This window comes from Pseudomonas sp. HMWF021 (assembly GCF_003061005.1).
Classification (GTDB): domain Bacteria; phylum Pseudomonadota; class Gammaproteobacteria; order Pseudomonadales; family Pseudomonadaceae; genus Aquipseudomonas.
Genome location: NZ_QAIK01000194.1, coordinates 1 through 15,690 on the forward strand (window position 1 = coordinate 1; position 15,690 = coordinate 15,690).

At 54.1% G+C, this 15,690-nt stretch carries 15 protein-coding genes; 7 read left to right on the forward strand and 8 right to left on the reverse strand.

The features are described from left to right. Positions 1-24 precede the first annotated feature (24 nt). The 4 genes from DBR18_RS27710 to DBR18_RS27725 all read right to left on the reverse strand — a co-directional run bounded on the left by DBR18_RS27710 (position 25) and on the right by DBR18_RS27725 (position 3,462). Positions 25-561 carry a hypothetical protein gene (locus DBR18_RS27710; RefSeq protein WP_034139914.1) on the reverse strand — a complete coding sequence of 179 codons (537 nt, stop codon included), beginning with the start codon at positions 559-561 and terminating at the stop codon, positions 25-27. A gap of 205 nt (positions 562-766) precedes the next feature. Next, complete coding sequence (locus DBR18_RS27715) at positions 767-1,267, reverse strand: ferritin-like domain-containing protein (protein ID WP_034139794.1); 501 nt, start codon at positions 1,265-1,267, stop codon at positions 767-769. Positions 1,268-1,413: 146 nt separating this feature from the next. Continuing rightward, entirely contained in the window at positions 1,414-2,343 is a 930-nt protein-coding gene (locus DBR18_RS27720) for a ZIP family metal transporter (protein WP_108592728.1), read from the reverse strand. Between the two features lie 234 nt (positions 2,344-2,577). Continuing rightward, entirely contained in the window at positions 2,578-3,462 is an 885-nt protein-coding gene (locus DBR18_RS27725) for a manganese catalase family protein (RefSeq protein ID WP_034139796.1), read from the reverse strand. A gap of 337 nt (positions 3,463-3,799) precedes the next feature. Between DBR18_RS27725 and DBR18_RS27730 the strand changes: the two genes are divergently transcribed. Continuing rightward, positions 3,800-4,240 carry a low affinity iron permease family protein gene (locus DBR18_RS27730; protein WP_108592729.1) on the forward strand — a complete coding sequence of 147 codons (441 nt, stop codon included), beginning with the start codon at positions 3,800-3,802 and terminating at the stop codon, positions 4,238-4,240. Between the two features lie 47 nt (positions 4,241-4,287). Here the strand turns inward: DBR18_RS27730 and DBR18_RS27735 are convergent, their stop codons facing one another. Then, entirely contained in the window at positions 4,288-4,551 is a 264-nt protein-coding gene (locus DBR18_RS27735; protein WP_108592730.1) for a DUF1652 domain-containing protein, read from the reverse strand. A 436-nt stretch (positions 4,552-4,987) separates the two neighbouring features. Then, on the reverse strand, positions 4,988-5,788 hold the full coding sequence (locus DBR18_RS27740) for an alpha/beta fold hydrolase (RefSeq protein ID WP_108592731.1): 801 nt from the start codon (positions 5,786-5,788) through the stop codon (positions 4,988-4,990). Positions 5,789-6,159: 371 nt separating this feature from the next. On the opposite strand from DBR18_RS27740, the gene DBR18_RS27745 reads away from it, so the two are divergent. After that, positions 6,160-6,444 carry an MbcA/ParS/Xre antitoxin family protein gene (locus DBR18_RS27745; protein WP_158275066.1) on the forward strand — a complete coding sequence of 95 codons (285 nt, stop codon included), beginning with the start codon at positions 6,160-6,162 and terminating at the stop codon, positions 6,442-6,444. A 56-nt stretch (positions 6,445-6,500) separates the two neighbouring features. Beyond that, the gene (locus DBR18_RS27750) at positions 6,501-7,292 is read left to right on the forward strand and encodes an NAD-dependent deacylase (RefSeq protein WP_108592736.1); all 792 of its coding nucleotides are present in this window, start codon (positions 6,501-6,503) and stop codon (positions 7,290-7,292) included. A 79-nt stretch (positions 7,293-7,371) separates the two neighbouring features. On the opposite strand, the gene DBR18_RS27755 is transcribed toward DBR18_RS27750, so the two are convergent. Next, entirely contained in the window at positions 7,372-9,786 is a 2,415-nt protein-coding gene (locus DBR18_RS27755) for a S8 family peptidase (RefSeq protein WP_108592733.1), read from the reverse strand. A 21-nt stretch (positions 9,787-9,807) separates the two neighbouring features. After that, positions 9,808-10,791 carry an AAA family ATPase gene (locus DBR18_RS27760; RefSeq protein WP_034139800.1) on the reverse strand — a complete coding sequence of 328 codons (984 nt, stop codon included), beginning with the start codon at positions 10,789-10,791 and terminating at the stop codon, positions 9,808-9,810. Positions 10,792-11,525: 734 nt separating this feature from the next. On the opposite strand from DBR18_RS27760, the gene DBR18_RS27765 reads away from it, so the two are divergent. The 4 genes from DBR18_RS27765 to DBR18_RS27780 form a co-directional block, all read left to right on the forward strand. Further along, positions 11,526-12,506, forward strand: a complete 981-nt coding sequence (locus tag DBR18_RS27765; protein WP_108592734.1) for a toll/interleukin-1 receptor domain-containing protein — start codon at positions 11,526-11,528, stop codon at positions 12,504-12,506. 328 nt (positions 12,507-12,834) lie between these two features. Then, entirely contained in the window at positions 12,835-13,167 is a 333-nt protein-coding gene (locus tag DBR18_RS27770; RefSeq protein WP_256589028.1) for a hypothetical protein, read from the forward strand. A gap of 158 nt (positions 13,168-13,325) precedes the next feature. Next, on the forward strand, positions 13,326-13,964 hold the full coding sequence (locus DBR18_RS27775) for an antitoxin Xre/MbcA/ParS toxin-binding domain-containing protein (protein WP_256589029.1): 639 nt from the start codon (positions 13,326-13,328) through the stop codon (positions 13,962-13,964). Positions 13,965-14,130: 166 nt separating this feature from the next. Then, a partial coding sequence (locus DBR18_RS27780) for a hypothetical protein (RefSeq protein WP_256589030.1) occupies positions 14,131-15,690 on the forward strand: 1,560 nt, incomplete at its 3' end.

The window sequence follows — 15,690 nt, forward strand, 5'->3', positions numbered from 1 at the left end:
GAGCATGTACACGGGCCCTCAAGTCTAACCGAACGGCTTCGTGAGCTGGATGAGCACTGACCAGAAACCCAGAAGGATCCAGAACGTTGCAAAAATCCAAGGGGTGCGCACCGAGAACAACAGCGCCTTTCGGTACCCCTTATGGGTGGACTCTCGCTCGCAAAACAGCGGTGATTCATCGTAAGCCATGCCCATCACCGGCTCGCTCCTCAAGAGCTCGCTCTGCTTGTAGTACCAATGATCGATGATGTCGTAGGCCGCCCGAATGCCGGGCCATGCGTTGAGCGTGCTGAGTAATCCCAACAGCGCGAGAAAGGGAGGCACGATCAGCGTGAAGAGCTTGCCCCACTCAGGGTTGAGATTCCCCATGCAGGACGCGAACGCGATGACCAGAAAGGATTGCGCCGCCAGATAGGCGTCAGTCCGGTTGGCCAGGATCGAGGTCTCGTAATGAATTTCGCGACGATAAAATTCCAACCGTTCTTTGGGCGATCCGAACATCTTGGCGTTGTGTTCGGTCAACTCGGCCTCGCTGGTCGGTGAAGTCAGGATTCTTGGCAACGCGTTTACCTCAGAAATGACCTGCAACGATGATCATCTATTTTTGTGTTCCAGTGGGATGGCCCATAAAGGTCCAGAAGCAGGGCAACCGCTGCACCGGCGATCCATAAAGTATCCGGCTTGGATAAGGCGCGGTCAGCTTGGCTAAAAGAACGCCACGGTAACGAAAGTCGCCGTGGCGTTCTTACCGCCTCAATTTGAATCTTTATTTTTTCTCGAGGGTCGCAGCCTGGTTCCCGCCTTGCTCCGCGATCTTCGACAGCTTCTCATCGGCGCCTTTCTCCTCCGCCAGGGTGGCCTCCAGCAATGCAGCGGCATCGTCGAGTTTCAGGTGCTTGGCCATCGCGATCAGCGTGCCGTAACTGGCGATTTCGTAGTGCTCGACCTTTTGCGCCGCGCCGATCAGTGCTGCATCCAGCACCGCACCTTTGTCGATTTCGTCCAGTAGCTCTTTGGACTCCTCCACCAGGCCCTCCATCGCAACGCACTTCATGCGTTTGAGCTTCAGTCCAGTCAGCTCGACCAGCTGATCGATACGTTCGATTTGGCCCTGTGTTTCTTCAAGGTGCGAGGTGAAGGCTTCGGCAAGCAGCGGATTGGTCGCCGCCCGCGCTAGGCGCGGCAACGCTTTGGTGATCTGTTTCTCGGCGCTGTAAACATCGGAGAGTTCATGGATGAACAAGTCTTCAACAGTTTTCCTAGCCATTTCTAACTTCCTTCTGGTCAATGGATGTTTACCCGAGGCGTGATGAGGATTGCTCGTCCGCCATCGTGGTGATCATGAAAACTGACCAAGCTCTTTCAAGAGGCGTTCCAAGATTTTTTCGCTTCCCGGATGAAGTGTTCATCCCATTAGCCCAGTGCGGTATCGAGGAACATCATCACCCCGAATCCCAACATCAGACCGAGGGTCGCAGGTGTCTCGTGGCCGTTACGGTGTGTTTCAGGAATGACTTCGTGGGACACCACAAAGATCATCGCGCCGGCTGCGAGACCTAAGGCAATTGGATAACCCAAGGCGAAACCACTCGATACGCCGAGTCCGACCACTGAGCCCAAGGGTTCCATCAAACCGGAACCGATGGCGATCAACGCCGCCCGCCAAGCAGAGATACCGGTGACACGCAAAGCCAGCACAACGGCGAGCCCCTCCGGGATGTCTTGAATGGCGATGGCCGTCGTCAGCGGCAGGCCCACTTTCATATCGCCATTGGCAAAGCTGACGCCGATGGCCATGCCCTCCGGCAGGTTGTGCAGGGTGATGGCCAGGACAAACAACCACACCCGATTGAACCGTTGAGAGTCCGGTCCGCGCCTGCCGCTTTCCTGATGCTCGTGAGGCACGAAACGATCTAGACCGATCATCAATGCCACACCCAGAGCCAGTCCAAACACCACAACACAGGCGGCCAGTAGCTGGTTTCCACACAGTGCCTGAGCGGCCTCAATGCCCGGAAGAATCAACGAGAAAGAGCTCGCTGCCAGCATCATGCCCGCGGCGAACCCCAGCATGATGTCTTGGGTACGCGAGGCAATATCGCGAAGGATGATCGCCACCACAGCGCCCAGGGCGGTCGCGGCGAATCCAGACAACCCTCCTAATGCCGCCAGACGCAGATTTTCCTTTTCAGCCCCTACCAGCGCCGAGTAACCACTGAACAACAGCAAACCAGTGACCAGCAAGAGCGTCGACCAAAACAGCACCCCAGGCCAACCGCCACTGGATGCCATGCCCAACCAATTGCGCAGTGAGGGTCTCGCAGACGATGAGGAAAGTGACATGTCGCCTCCTATCGTCCGGCTGGATGTTTCCCTGTGGCGTTGGCGGTCGAGTGACGCAACGTCTGGGCGATCCGCATAGCGGTCCGATCAAAGGATGCAGCGGTTGCGTTGAAGCGATCGGACAAGGACTGCGCCAGGTCATTGTTGAAAACGCCGGTATTCGAATTCATGCCGTGTACCTCGGATTGCATGGATAAAGAAACCGCACGCCGTTGTAGCGTGCGGTATTGGTCATCAAGCGTTCGGCTCACCCTGAACACCCGCGCCAAGATCGGCGCCGGTGATGGGATTGCTGTCCGGGTCGGACATGGTTCGTGCCTTCATATCCAGCAGCAGTTCCTCTTCTTCAGCGCTAAGCTGGACACTGGCGGTACCGTCACCGCCATCCACGGCAGGCGCGGGGTTTTCCACGTACTCCCAGTCGTCGCCCTGGTTCCACGGACCACGGGTGCTGCCTTCCCCCTGCGACATGTTGAAGTACACGTTAGTGAACTCCGGCATACCGGGGAGCTTGCCCTGCGGGAAGTTCGGCTGGATTGCGTGGAGTGCTTTTTCGAAGGACAGTTGGTGGGCGATTTCGCGGGTCATGAGGAAGCCCAATGCTTCTTTAACGCCAGGATCGTCCGTCACGTTCATCAGCCGCTCATAGACGATTTTTGCGCGGGCCTCCGCAGCAATGTTGGAGCGGAAGTCGGCCGTCGGCTCACCGATCGTATCGACATAGGCTGCCGACCAAGGCACGCCGGCGGAGTTGGTCAGCGGTGCGCCGGCGCCATACAGCAAGCTGGTGATGTGCGAATCGTTGCCCGCACCATTGATGGCCCGGTACAACTCACCTTCTTCTTCAACGCCTTCGGCCATTCGGCCTTTGGCACCCTTGTTCAACATAACGATGATGGAGCCAACGATTTCGAGGTGGCTTAGCTCCTCGGTCGCGATGTCCATCAGCAGGTCTTTACGGCCCGGATCATCCTCGGCCAGCGCTTGGGTGAAGTATCGCGAAGCCGCCGCGAGCTCTCCCTGTGCGCCCCCAAATTGCTCAAGTAACAGATTGGCCAAGCCTGGATTGGGCTCGGCGACACGCACGGTGTATTGAAGTCGCTTGTTATGTAGAAACATGACAAATCTCCTCAGGTCAGACGAGGCTCGATGCTCATTCGAGAAAGATCGAATGCGAGCTCACAGACATCTGAAGCGAATTCCGTGTGAGTAATTGCAATTTGTTTTCAGTCACGGCGACAAGCGGCGCGGAATGACTTTTTTTGAGACTTTAATCGCCAGTCGTCGGCCTTCCTCGGAAGCTTCGCAAACTTTTGAGTGATCAGTCAGCTCAACCGCTATCAGAGTTAGGAGCGTTTCCGATGGAGGAATTGCGAGGAGAGAGAAGACATATGTAACAAAGAATTTCAGAGAGTTTGCGTGGTCGAAATGGCATCTCCCACTTGGATTTATGGTCATGAAATTCGCAAAGTTTTGCCAAGCACTCTCGAACTGGGCCGGCAGCTCGAAAACCTTTCTGATAGCTATTCTGCTGATCATCGCTTGGGCATTAACGGGTCCGTATTTTCACTACAACGACACCTGGCAACTGATCATCAACACGTCAACAACGATCATCACCTTCCTGATGGTGTTCCTCATCCAGAACACACAGAACAGGGATAACGACATCTTGCACCTGAAACTCGATGAACTGATCCGAGCAACAAAGGACGCGCAGAACGCCTTCATGTCATTGGATCATCTGGATACCAAGGAGCTGCGTGAGTTACGCAAGCGTTACAGCACGATGGGAGAAGAGGAAGAGGTGAATCTTGAGTGCACGGAAACTGCATCCGTAACGCAGGACATCCAAAAGCCCGCCGCGCTGCCTCCGGCGGAAACGCGAATGCCCTAACAGACGCGATGAGGGCTTAGGATTGGCTAAGCCCTCGGCACCTCCAACTATCGACGGGTAGCAGCGATACCTGTCAGGTTTTTTTGTTTGTTTGTCGCCAGGTCGTACCGAAGCTCAGCGATCAGCTCTGAGATGGCTCGAGGACTGACCAATGTATTCGTCGAAATCCCAGTGACAAGCAGATCGACTCTGCCCGTCGCGGGATCAGTCACTCGGACCTGTAGTGAATTTCCAGTCACTAAAGTGCATTGGCACTCCAGCGGTCGAAAGCTCTCTTCAATGATCCTGCGCAGCTCCAGGGTTGAAATCATCCATTTCCTCCAGTGTCGTATCCCGAAGCAAGACATGTAGTGTTGAGTGGCAGTTGCAGACCCTAGGATCCCTTCGAGCCATTGCGATCAAGACGATACATTTCTGGCGACAAAAGTTTGGCTTTCAAGGCCGAAACGAATGACTGGTTCACATTTTCACGGTATTTAATCGAGCGTCAGTTAACCCGTTGGATGTAAACGCGCCTACGTACCCGTAGTCAGGTGGGGTCAGCACCTTACTGATGAAGTCTAGGTTACCCAAATGAAAGGCTTGAGGATGCCGACGCAAGGAACTCAAGCAAATCGAGCGAAACGCGTGATTCCTGTAGACCGGCCCAAATTGATTGCGAGAATCTGTTGTTTGCAGAGATGTATAAAACGGAGGGAGCGGGCAATTACGAAGAGGTCTACTGAAGCTGATTGCTCACGTGGCCAGTTAGGTGAGGTTGGCGATCGCGGGCTTTTTATCGTCGTGCGGTCGCTCAAGGAATTCGCGTATGACTTCGGCGGTTTGCTTAGCACTGGTCAACACGAAGAAATGACCCTCGCCACGCAGAACATGCAGTTCGGCACGGCGAATGCCGTGACGCAAAATGTGCCCGTTATAAAGCCGCACCAGCGGATCGCGATCGCCGGCGATAATTAGCGTCCGCTGGCGAAGGCGGAACAGACGTAACAGGCTCGTCCAGCCGACCAATGCCGTGAATTGACGGTAATAGGTTTGGGGATTAACCGAGAGCATCCCATTCGCAACCCCAAAATGCATAAGCGCCTTTGTCGAATTGCGCCGGTCCTTTTGCTTATGCGGTTTGGCGCTTTTAGCCATGCTAAAAAAATCCAAGATATCAGCGGGTTTTACCAACATTGCTGGGCCGGCCGAGGTCGCAGCGAGTATCAAGCGACGCACCATGCTTGGATAACGTAGAGCGAATTCCTGTGCCAAAGCACCGCCCCAACTCACGCCGAATACATCGACCTGGTCGAACCCCAATTGCTTGAGCATCTGAGCGATCGTGTCGGCATAACGCGGCAGACGCATTGGCCAACGCGGCGTCTGCGATTTGCCGATGCCGGGAACGTCCAACGTGATGGTCGTGTAGTCGGTCAGTTCATTTCGCAGAGGGTCGAACGCACGGATTAAGCCACCCATGCCGTTGAGCAGAAGCAGCGGTGAACCCTGGCCACGGATTGAAACGTTTAACTGCAAATCGTAAATGGATAATTTCTGAGTTGTCATGATGCTCCCTTGTTGCCCCCATCCTGACGGATCACTGTATGCAGTCCGCGTATGGAGCGGAAACACTGATCCCGCGCATGCCCCGGCTTGAAGGAAGTCCAGTTACAAGTCCCTCTCGCACACGATCCTCGCTGTATTTGAGGCTCAAGGTAATCACAAAGCTCCGATAGTCGAATTGTGGAAGGGCTCTGCAATGGGATTCCCACCTGTTGACTGCGAAATCGTGGAGCAACGACTGCAAAACTGTGCCAGTTCGACAGTCGCGAGGTAATGTCATACGAACCTTCCCTGCTCGACGGGATGTACTGCTCGGATGCCAAGTGCCGATGTATGCTGAACCTGCTGAATGTCGCAATTCGCAGGTGGCAACGATGCACTCAAAAGTACAACCCAAACCTTACTATTGGTCGATTGGTAAGAACACTTTTACTAACGTCAATTGTCTAAGCAGCCACCACCAAGCATATCTAGTACGGCGATACATGATCTTGGGACAGGCGGCAGAGGTGCTCGGCAGCTGTGATCGTGCCGAGCAATGGTTCAACAAACCCGCCCGTGGCCTGGATTATCATCCGCCTTGCAGCGTTATTGATGATGACCATGGCTATCAGCGGATCAAAGACTATCTGGGCCGCATTGAATATGGCGTGTATTGAGCAACGCCGGAAGCATCCCGTTATTGGCACAGACAAGCGCCGTAGGTGGTGGGAAGGTGAGCAGCACTGTCGAAGCCGTAGTCTCGCTGGTCGGGGGTGCGAAGCGGATCGTGGTATTTACCGGTGCGGGCATCTCGGCCGAAAGCGGTATACCCACATTCCGCGATCCGTTGACCGGAATATGGGCGCGCCAGGATCCGGAGAAGCTGGAGACAGCTAACGCGTTCCGCGAGGACGCAGCATTAGTCTGGGGATGGTATCTATGGCGGCGGGCGCAAGTCGCGCAAGCGGTGCCCAACGCTGCGCATCAAGCCATTGCGCAGTTGACATGGACGCGAGATGTAACGGTGATCACGCAAAACATCGACGACCTGCATGAGCGAGCTGGAGCAGTGGATGTAATCCATCTGCACGGTAGCTTGGAACAGCCCAAATGTTTTGCCTGCCATAGGACTCCAACGGTCTTCTCGTTCGAGGAACCGATTGCTAGTGAGGATATGAGGATCGAGCCGCCTCGCTGTCCCCGCTGCCGCGGCAAACTACGCCCGGGTGTGGTGTGGTTCGGTGAAGAACTGCCGGCGGTGGCTTGGAAGAAGGCTGTTCTTGCAACAAAAAATTGCGATGTTCTGCTGTCGATCGGCACTTCGGGGGTGGTCTTCCCGGCCGCAGAGATTCCAACCATGGCTCTGCGAGCCGGTGCTTACGTCGTGCACATCAATCCAGTGCAAGTTGTGCAGCCGAGCTGCCGTGAGTTGTGCCTAGTGGGGCGCGCAACAGAAATCGTTCCGGCTTTAGTTTTTCTGATGCGCCCATCGACTGGCGTTCAGGTTGAGAGACCGGTGCCCTGAGGAAATCGTAAGCCCATCTTCCCCGACGTCCGGTCTCTACAACAGAGAGCATCTCATGAAGTAACGCAGCTTCAACCGACTAAAATGCCGCCCGCTGCCGGGCCTCTTCTCGTGCCTGGAGCTGCAGTTCGAGCTGGGCTTGGATCTCTGTGTACAACTGAGCCCGCTCGTTATCGCGATCAGCTACTGTAACCACGAGCGAATAGGGTTCTTTGTCCAATACGTCCGGGTGATTCCACTCCCGATCTTGACGAATCACGACGACAAACCATTTCTCAGCAGGATTGCGTTGCTTGAAGGTCCACTTGGATGACTGCACCGTACCTCGACTTCTCAGTTGAGCGGAGATATCCCGGTTCGGCTCGGCGTCGTCACTACGGGTCTCATTTTCCTCCTGCTTGTCCCTGTTGAAATAGCCCTGCACCTCGTCCAGGGAAGCCCCTTTGACCAAACGGAAACTGATCTGGGTCGCAAGATAGTCCAGGCGAGTGGTACGCACTGCCGGCGAGTAGGCCAGCGTGACGCACAACTCCCTAAGACCCCGCGTCTTGCGCAGGTAGGTAGCAGGAAGAGGCAGCTCATAAAACTGGCAGGCATCCTTCTCGATGCTCTCTTCGCACATCAATACAACGCATTGATCCGAGGATCGGAACAAGTCACTTTCACTCACTTGGCCGTATCCACCCACATCGCGGGAAATCTCGCGGTTGTAGGTCGCTTTATTGGCTTTGTAACCCTTGCGCATCTCCTCCGAGAAAGTGCTCTCCACCTCGCTCGACAGAGACGCATGGTTCACGAGCATGGCTCGCAGAAGATTGGCTGAAGCCTCCGGGTATTCATTGAGCAGACGCCCTGCCAAATGAGAGATGTAAGGCGCAGAGAAACTAGTGCCACTGAGTTCCTTGAACAGCGTATTGCCTTGGAACTGATGGTTCATCGTCAGCACGCCCAGACCGCGCATGTCGGTCTTCCACTGCTGATTGTTGTAATGCACCGGACACGCCAGGTTGCCACCATGAGCGACCAACTCCGGCTTTAGAGCCCCTTTCACCGACGGGCCATGTCGGGTGAACGGTGAGGGTTGGTTCTCCGATGCCGGAGACAGCTGATGGATCTCGGGGTGTCGCTGGCTGTCGAAAGTGGCGTCGTGGCGGGAAATGCTGCCGACGGTCAGCACATTCAACGCAGGTGCCGGGTCAATGATGACACTGCGTTCGTGCAGCAGGTATTCCGGATACTCGTCCCGCCAGCTTTTTATCGGTACGGCCGGATCCTCAGAGCCCATGAAGTTGCCGGTAGAAACGACAAACAGCACGTTGTGTTTACGCGCAAGCACATCGAGGATGTAGGCCAGACCGCGAATGTGTGTACCGTCGTAAGGCGCATTGGTATTTCCCAGCGACAAATTGAAGATGCGGCAGCCCAGTCCCACGAAATGCTCAACGGCCTCTGTCAGAGTCGCTTCTACCGTGTGCTCGTCATAAATAGCATTGTGGGTGTCTGGGCATTTGCGCATGACCTTACCGTTGTAAAGCCAGATTTGCGGATTCCAGAAGTTGCTTTGATCACAGGCTTCTACGTCGCCATAAAGCGCAATCCCGGCGACGGCTGTCCCGTGGCCAGCCTCATCGAATGCGTCCTGACCCGCCACGAATGACTCACTTTCTGCAATTGCCGATCGAAGCAACGGATGGTTAGTGTTGATACCGCTGTCCAGGATGCACACCCGCGCCGCATCGTCGGCAGGGCGTGGAATGTTTGCCGGGATCTGAGCAATGTCACGGTTCAGCTGCGGGTAAGAGATGCCAGTCTGGGGAATGAGGTCAACCATGCGCACGTCACTATGGTTGAGTAGCCCTTGTGCTTGAGTATCACTCACCTCGACGCGGTACATCACCAAGCTGTCGAAGTTGAGCTTGTGGATCGTCTTGATGCCGTTGTCCGCCAGCCACTTTTCGAACGAGGCGCAAAGGCGAATGCGTGCCGGATGATTGGTGACGTGGTGTGGCCAGAGTTCGACGTCCAGTGTGAATGTTTCAGAGTCTGGAAGGCCGATATGGCGTAAGGCCCAGCTTTTGCGGTCCTCGGCGGACCACGCATCGATACCCTCGATGGCTTCCAGAATCTGCTTGTAGCTGACATTCTGCCCGAGCACGCCCAACTTGTTCAGGTGGTCTTGAAAGATGGCCAGGCCGGCCTCAGTCGCGAACACCACACAAACCTGCTTGCCCTCCTGACTGATGAATTCCAGGCCATGCTTCTGGAGATTTTCGAACGTCATCGCGCCGTCGTACTGCAACTTGAATACAAACGGGGAGTTCTCGGCAGACTTGTGCTGCTTTGCAGCAACACCCGCTGCCGTCGCAAAATAGCCGTTAAGCTTCTGGCCATGCCCCCGCAAGTCATCGCGCTTGGTGAACTTGGGGGGATTTTTCGTCCGACGACGATTGTCCAGGTTTTCGCGCTCAAAACTCAGGTGTTTGTAAGTTGCCAATTCATCGTCCTTGATAGCAGGTTAGTGCTTGCGGAGTCCCTCCCGCACCAGTGCGTTGCGTAGTTCTTTGATCGTGAGGAACTCCTGATTACGCAATATCATACGCTTCACAGCGCGCCGGACAACACGTTCCACATCCGCACCGCTTTTTCCATCGAATTCTTTTAGTAACTCGGGATCATCCAGTTCGAACTGACGACGGGTCCCACGCAACTTCAGCTGTAACAATGCCATCAGCTGCTTGTGATCAGGCAGCGGAAACTCAATGGCGTCATCAAACCGGCGCCAAATTGCCGAATCCAAAATATTTTCGTGGTTAGTTGCTGCCAGAATAAGGCTTTGCCCGTCGTAGGCGTCCATCATCTGCAACACCGCATTAACTACGCGGCGTAGCTCGCCGTGCTCACCGCTATCACCACGCTCTTTACCAATGGCATCAAACTCGTCGAAAAGAACGATTAACTGATGTTTCGCAATGAAATCAAAGACCTTGCGTAAATTCGCGGCTGTTTCACCCAGAAACGAGGAGACCAATGCATCGAGACGAACAATTGCCAGCGGGCGATCCAGCTCGAAAGCGATGACTTCAGCAGCCAAGGTCTTACCGCATCCAGGCGGGCCAAAGAAAATCACTTTGCCGGATGGCTTCATGCCATAGCTACGAAGCACCTCTGCGCGTCGATGCTCTTCCAGCATCTCGTCGATCATAGAGGCACTGCTTTCGGGAAGGATGATCTCCTCCAACGAGCGCTTGGGTGGCCTGATATCAAGCAAAGGAAGTCCACGCTCCTTGTCCACAGGAATGTCCGCAGTAAACTGCGGTTTACGTGCAGACTGGACATGCATATCCCCACCATAAAGGATCTGCTCTAAATCATTTGCCAATAAGTGATGTTGCTTTTGGCGCTCTTCTTCGATGATAGCTTCAGATGCACGACGGAACGCCGCCATATCTCCGACAGCACCCGCTTTTACAAGTTGCCTGAGTACTTTTCCATTCGCCATTTTATATATCCTGCCATAAGGTTGTTTCTCAGAGTCGTCAACTCATGAAACCAATTCCTGCCCTAAGCAGTGCAACTAAAAGGCTGAATCATTGCGAGCTAACATATGAGGACTCCATTCCATTTTGAAGCGTAAAGAGTATTTCAAACTCCTTACGTTAAGTTATACGTAAGAGTATCGCCCATGGTGGGTTTTTGTCCAGTATTTCTCTCGAATTTCCTTGATTTTATTGAACCAATCGACGAGCGGCAGCAGCTGTAGAAACTGCGACACCAAGCACCCAAAACGATAGGGCAGAAAGACCGTTCAAACATCAACATTATTAATAACGCAAACAAACAATATTGATCGTCGCGATAGAGAACTCGACCTTAAACTAACTTTAGGCGTGGTAATAAACACTGACGGGAGTGGCGGAAATTTCCGACACGTCCAAGTGAGCTTGTTTTCGCCCATTAATAAATATGTAGAGATCTATTCAGAAATTAGCAAAGTAACTGGCAACGCCAACAGTGACTCAGTGCACTACTGACGCTGTTTGCTGGCCGCCTCATCCGCTACCCATCAGGCGCGACCCGAACAACCACCCCATAAAGCTCAATAATTTCCAATATAATGGCTTTTAGCCTTCATCATTCCTCGGTAAGGTCTTTCTGTTGACGTGTGCGTCGCACTTCGCCACCCCAGACCGGCGACCTGGTGATGTCGCTCCCTCGTTACAGAAGACTGGAAAAATGACTGAAGTAGAAAACCGTGGCCACATCTTCATTTCCTACGCCTGGGGCAACGGGTTTGAGAACAAAGAGTGGGTACGCCAGTGCGTCCTCACCCAAATCAGTTGGAACCATGACGTATTTTGGGATAGGGATAGCATCGCCTACGGAGATTCAATCGATGGCGTTATCGCTAAAGCCTTGTCCAAGCGCCCAGTCCAGGTCTTATGCCTGTGTGACCAGGACTACATCAGAGCCGCCCAACAGAAAGGTTCGGGGTTGCACCGTGAGCTGAAAATGCTTGCCGAGATCGCTTATGAACCGGGCGTGCGGATTGTGCCAGTCATCCTGGAAGCGGGGTGTGCTGACCAGTTGCCTGAGCCTTTGATCGGACGCCTCTACCTAGATCTGCAACCTCTGCATCAACTGAACATTGATCTCGGAACGGCAGTGATGGAAGTGGCCGAGGGCAGGACACCTGCGCAGGTGCAAAGTGGCGTCAACGCTCGACTGGCAGCCTTCAAACTTCGCGAGCGCGCCCTAAAATATTTCCAGACCCGACCAGTTGAAGTTTGGGGTAATGGTCGAAACCATGAAGTGACCGTCTATAGAGAAGGCACTCCTCCATTTCTGCTTCAGCCCGCGCCTTGGATGTGGGAAAGCAACAATTGGAACTACATGCTGAGCGATGATAGCCCAACGTTTTGCCCTGCCAAGGGACGCTGGCATTGGGAGCTTTCCTCATCGTCCAGCGAAATGCGCCCATTGGCGACTGCGGTTTTATCGGTATTTTTTGATCAACTCGATGGTAGAAAAGCAGAGCTTTGGCTGAATCAGGGCGGTATCGTTCTAGCAAACACGTTTTTCAGGACAGTCCTGGATTCTGAGCCATTCAGATTCGATGCCGACGATGTCATCGGCTTTCTCATGCGCCGAGACGAAGGCTATGAAGCACTGGAGAAATTACTGGACGCCGCAGATGAAGGTGGTGATCGCGCGTAGCGTTTAGGGCGTAGCGTACCGGCCGTTCGGAGATCATCTGGACGGCTCGCGCAGGCAGGTCTGGGGACGCACACTGAAAAATGCCGAGACGGCATTGGAAAGGACGCCCAATCCTCTACGCCATCGCTGCATCACGAGGCACCCAACAGGCCTGCTTGCCAATCGGCGATACACGCTATCACCATCTCTACGTAACTCCGGCGGTCTCACTGAACAACCGCCAGCGCTCAGTCGAACGAGTATTCTCTAAGGGGGGCTTGCGCGAATGGATCTCTTACGGCTACAGCAACTGTTGAGTGGGCAAGGAGAGAGCATCAACGGATGCGACTTGTCAGTTGAAGATGCAATCGACTTTATACAAAGCAATTTTGGCGAGTATTCGTACTGCCTGGTTCGGGACTGGACCTTGCTGGAGCTGGACCCCAGCGGCGGGTGGTATGACGCTTTACGCTCCCGTGGCCTCGAACCAGTGCTGGTCTATGCGCGCAACGTCGTGGTCGACAGTCGCGAGCGCTTTAACCGAGGAGACTGGGTACGCAGCACGTTTCAACTGAGATACGAAGACGAAGGGCTCTTTTTCACAAGAAATACGCTGTACGTCCTGCTCGGCACGGGGACGCGCCAGAGCATTACGCTGAGTGATTTACTGAGTCTGAGTTGAGTGAGAAACAGCCAGCGTCTGCGGGCCTAGCACCGAGTGGACCACTTATCGCATTCAAGCCCTAGCATCCTGCGAATGCTATTTTATCCATGACAGATGCCGTTGCGCGCGCGAGCATAGGGCATCCTTTCTCGCAGACTGCACGTCAGGTAGATGATATGAAGAAAGACAGACACTGGTCTGTTCAGGCCCAAGCCACCCATGATGGCCGTGGCGATGTCATTGTCGATTTACCTGCTGCCCTATTGCAGGAGATGGGTCTGGGCATCGGGGATGAGCTGGCTATCACCGTCGCCGGCGACACGATCATCCTGACACCCGTACGCGCGAAGATGCGTGATGCTCCAAGGCCCACCGACGTCTTACGCACCCAAGCCGATGACAGCTATCGAAACCGCATGAAGGTTCTTCTCAATATCCCCGTCGACGCGACTGCACAGCAAATTCACGAGATAATCGACGCAGGCGTTGAGGCGACCACCCTTACGGCAATGAGCGACTTAGGGCTCATCAGCCCCGGGACTTTGAACGCAATCCTTCCCACGCCAGCGCTTAAAACAATGCTGGCCACAGGTGAGCGACTAACCGCGAGCCAAAGTGATCACCTGTATCGCCTGGCACACACCATTGCCTTAGCCGAGTCCTTTTTTGGCGACACTGACAAGGCTATGCGCTGGCTGTCCAAACCGAAGTCCCATTTCTCAGGCAAAAGCCCGATTGAGATGCTCTCCACAACCGTTGGGTCCCGTCAGGTGGAGGAGCTTCTTGCTCAAGCATCGGAAGGGATGTCGTTCTGACCCTGTTTGCAGAGATGCTGAAGAAAATGATCGGACTGCATGAGGTGCCGACTTGGTGCTGACCCTTTTTTGCAGGTAACGTACAGCCCCTCTGGCGGAGCTTCAAACACTCAGGACGATATGCGCGAGTCCACGCTTAGTCAGCCATTAATCAGCGACGAGCTTGATGCTCCTGCATATTCGGAGTTGCGAATTGTTTCATCGAATTAAGCGAGTTCCTCCCCGCGACAATCTTTGCACTACCGAAGACGGCGATGCCATCAGGCACATCCGCAATGGAACGGTGGTGGTCTGGTCTTACGAACGCATTAGAAAAAACTTCGATGCTGAAAGCATACCGGTCGTGGAGGTCATCTTTCGGTTTTTAGACCGCAACGATGAGCCTGCCGGCGTGACGCCTGCATTGATCGGCGTAAGCCGTTTGGGAAGTTTTCGCCTGGGAACCATTTGGCAAGGTGGAAAATGCATTGCCGAAACCGACCTGGGTAAAGACAAAGAGTTTTCTGTGGATTTCACTGAAGGTGTCTGGTCCTACGTCAGTATCCAAGGCAATCACCAACCCGTTCCCTATTTCAAGACTGATTATCCGCTTAGAAGCCAGCCAACGGACAAGGTACTGACTGAGTTTCTCAGCTTCCCCCTACCGAAAGGCAAAAACCTCCTGATCCCCTGTATTGAGTTTCTGTACCGGTGTTATGGCAGCACGTCGGACATGGCCCGGGTACTGACGACCTACCCGTGGCCCAAGGTGCGAGAGCTTCTCTATGCCGACACCCACAAAGATCCCAACACGTGGCTTGTTAAGCCACACCCAAATGTTCCGGACGACGATGGGCTGTTTCTCGCACACGCCCTATACAACAAATACACCGAAGACGCCGCCAAGCTGCTCTACGCCGCACTGGACAATGCTTACGGCAAGCACATGAAGGAAACGAGCCTGCAGGTTAAGCCTTGGTTTCAGGGCCCCGCCAGGGTCAAGGTTCGTGGCCGCTGGATCAACAATCACAACACATTTCTGTGCTACGAAGTCACAGGCATGAGTCAGCCGCAGGATCATCCCTACGAGATAAGCCGGGTCAAATATTCCAAAGACGATTCTGAACACGATCCAGCCCTTCTCGACACGATGAGGGTCAAGATTGAAGCGGAAAAACCACAGGATCCTTTTGTGATCACCGACCGTCAGGAACCCGATCAAGGATCTGCTCGATGGTCAAAACCCGACCCTGGATTTCAAATCCTCGGGCCTAAATGCCCCCATACCGTTTCATTCGACGAGCGATCGCTTTCAAAGAAAAAGGCCACTCTGGTCCCGCCAAGCACGGCCAAGGTGCTCTCCACTGGAGACCCGCAGGGCTACAACAAAGGGGTCGGCAAATTCACTGCGGTCGCAAAGCGGGTCTTGGGTGATGGAGGTGCACTTCAAACTGTATGGGACGAGCTTCAGCGCCTGAAAGGCAAAAAGCACTTTTCGAGCGTATGTTGGCTGTCAGAATGCGAAGGGTTCGTGCAAAGCACCGACTTCAGACTGCTGGCACTATCAGCCTTTACCCAATCCGAGGCGCCTACGGATAAGAACCGAACGTGGCTCGCGTACAAAGAAAATGCCAATCGCCGACGTGGAATATTGGTCGCGCGTATCAAGATTGCTGCCCGCTCTTTCTACCTGTTTGAATTACAGCGCAAGAAAGTCCGAAAAGGCACTGTGTACGGTGAACAGAAA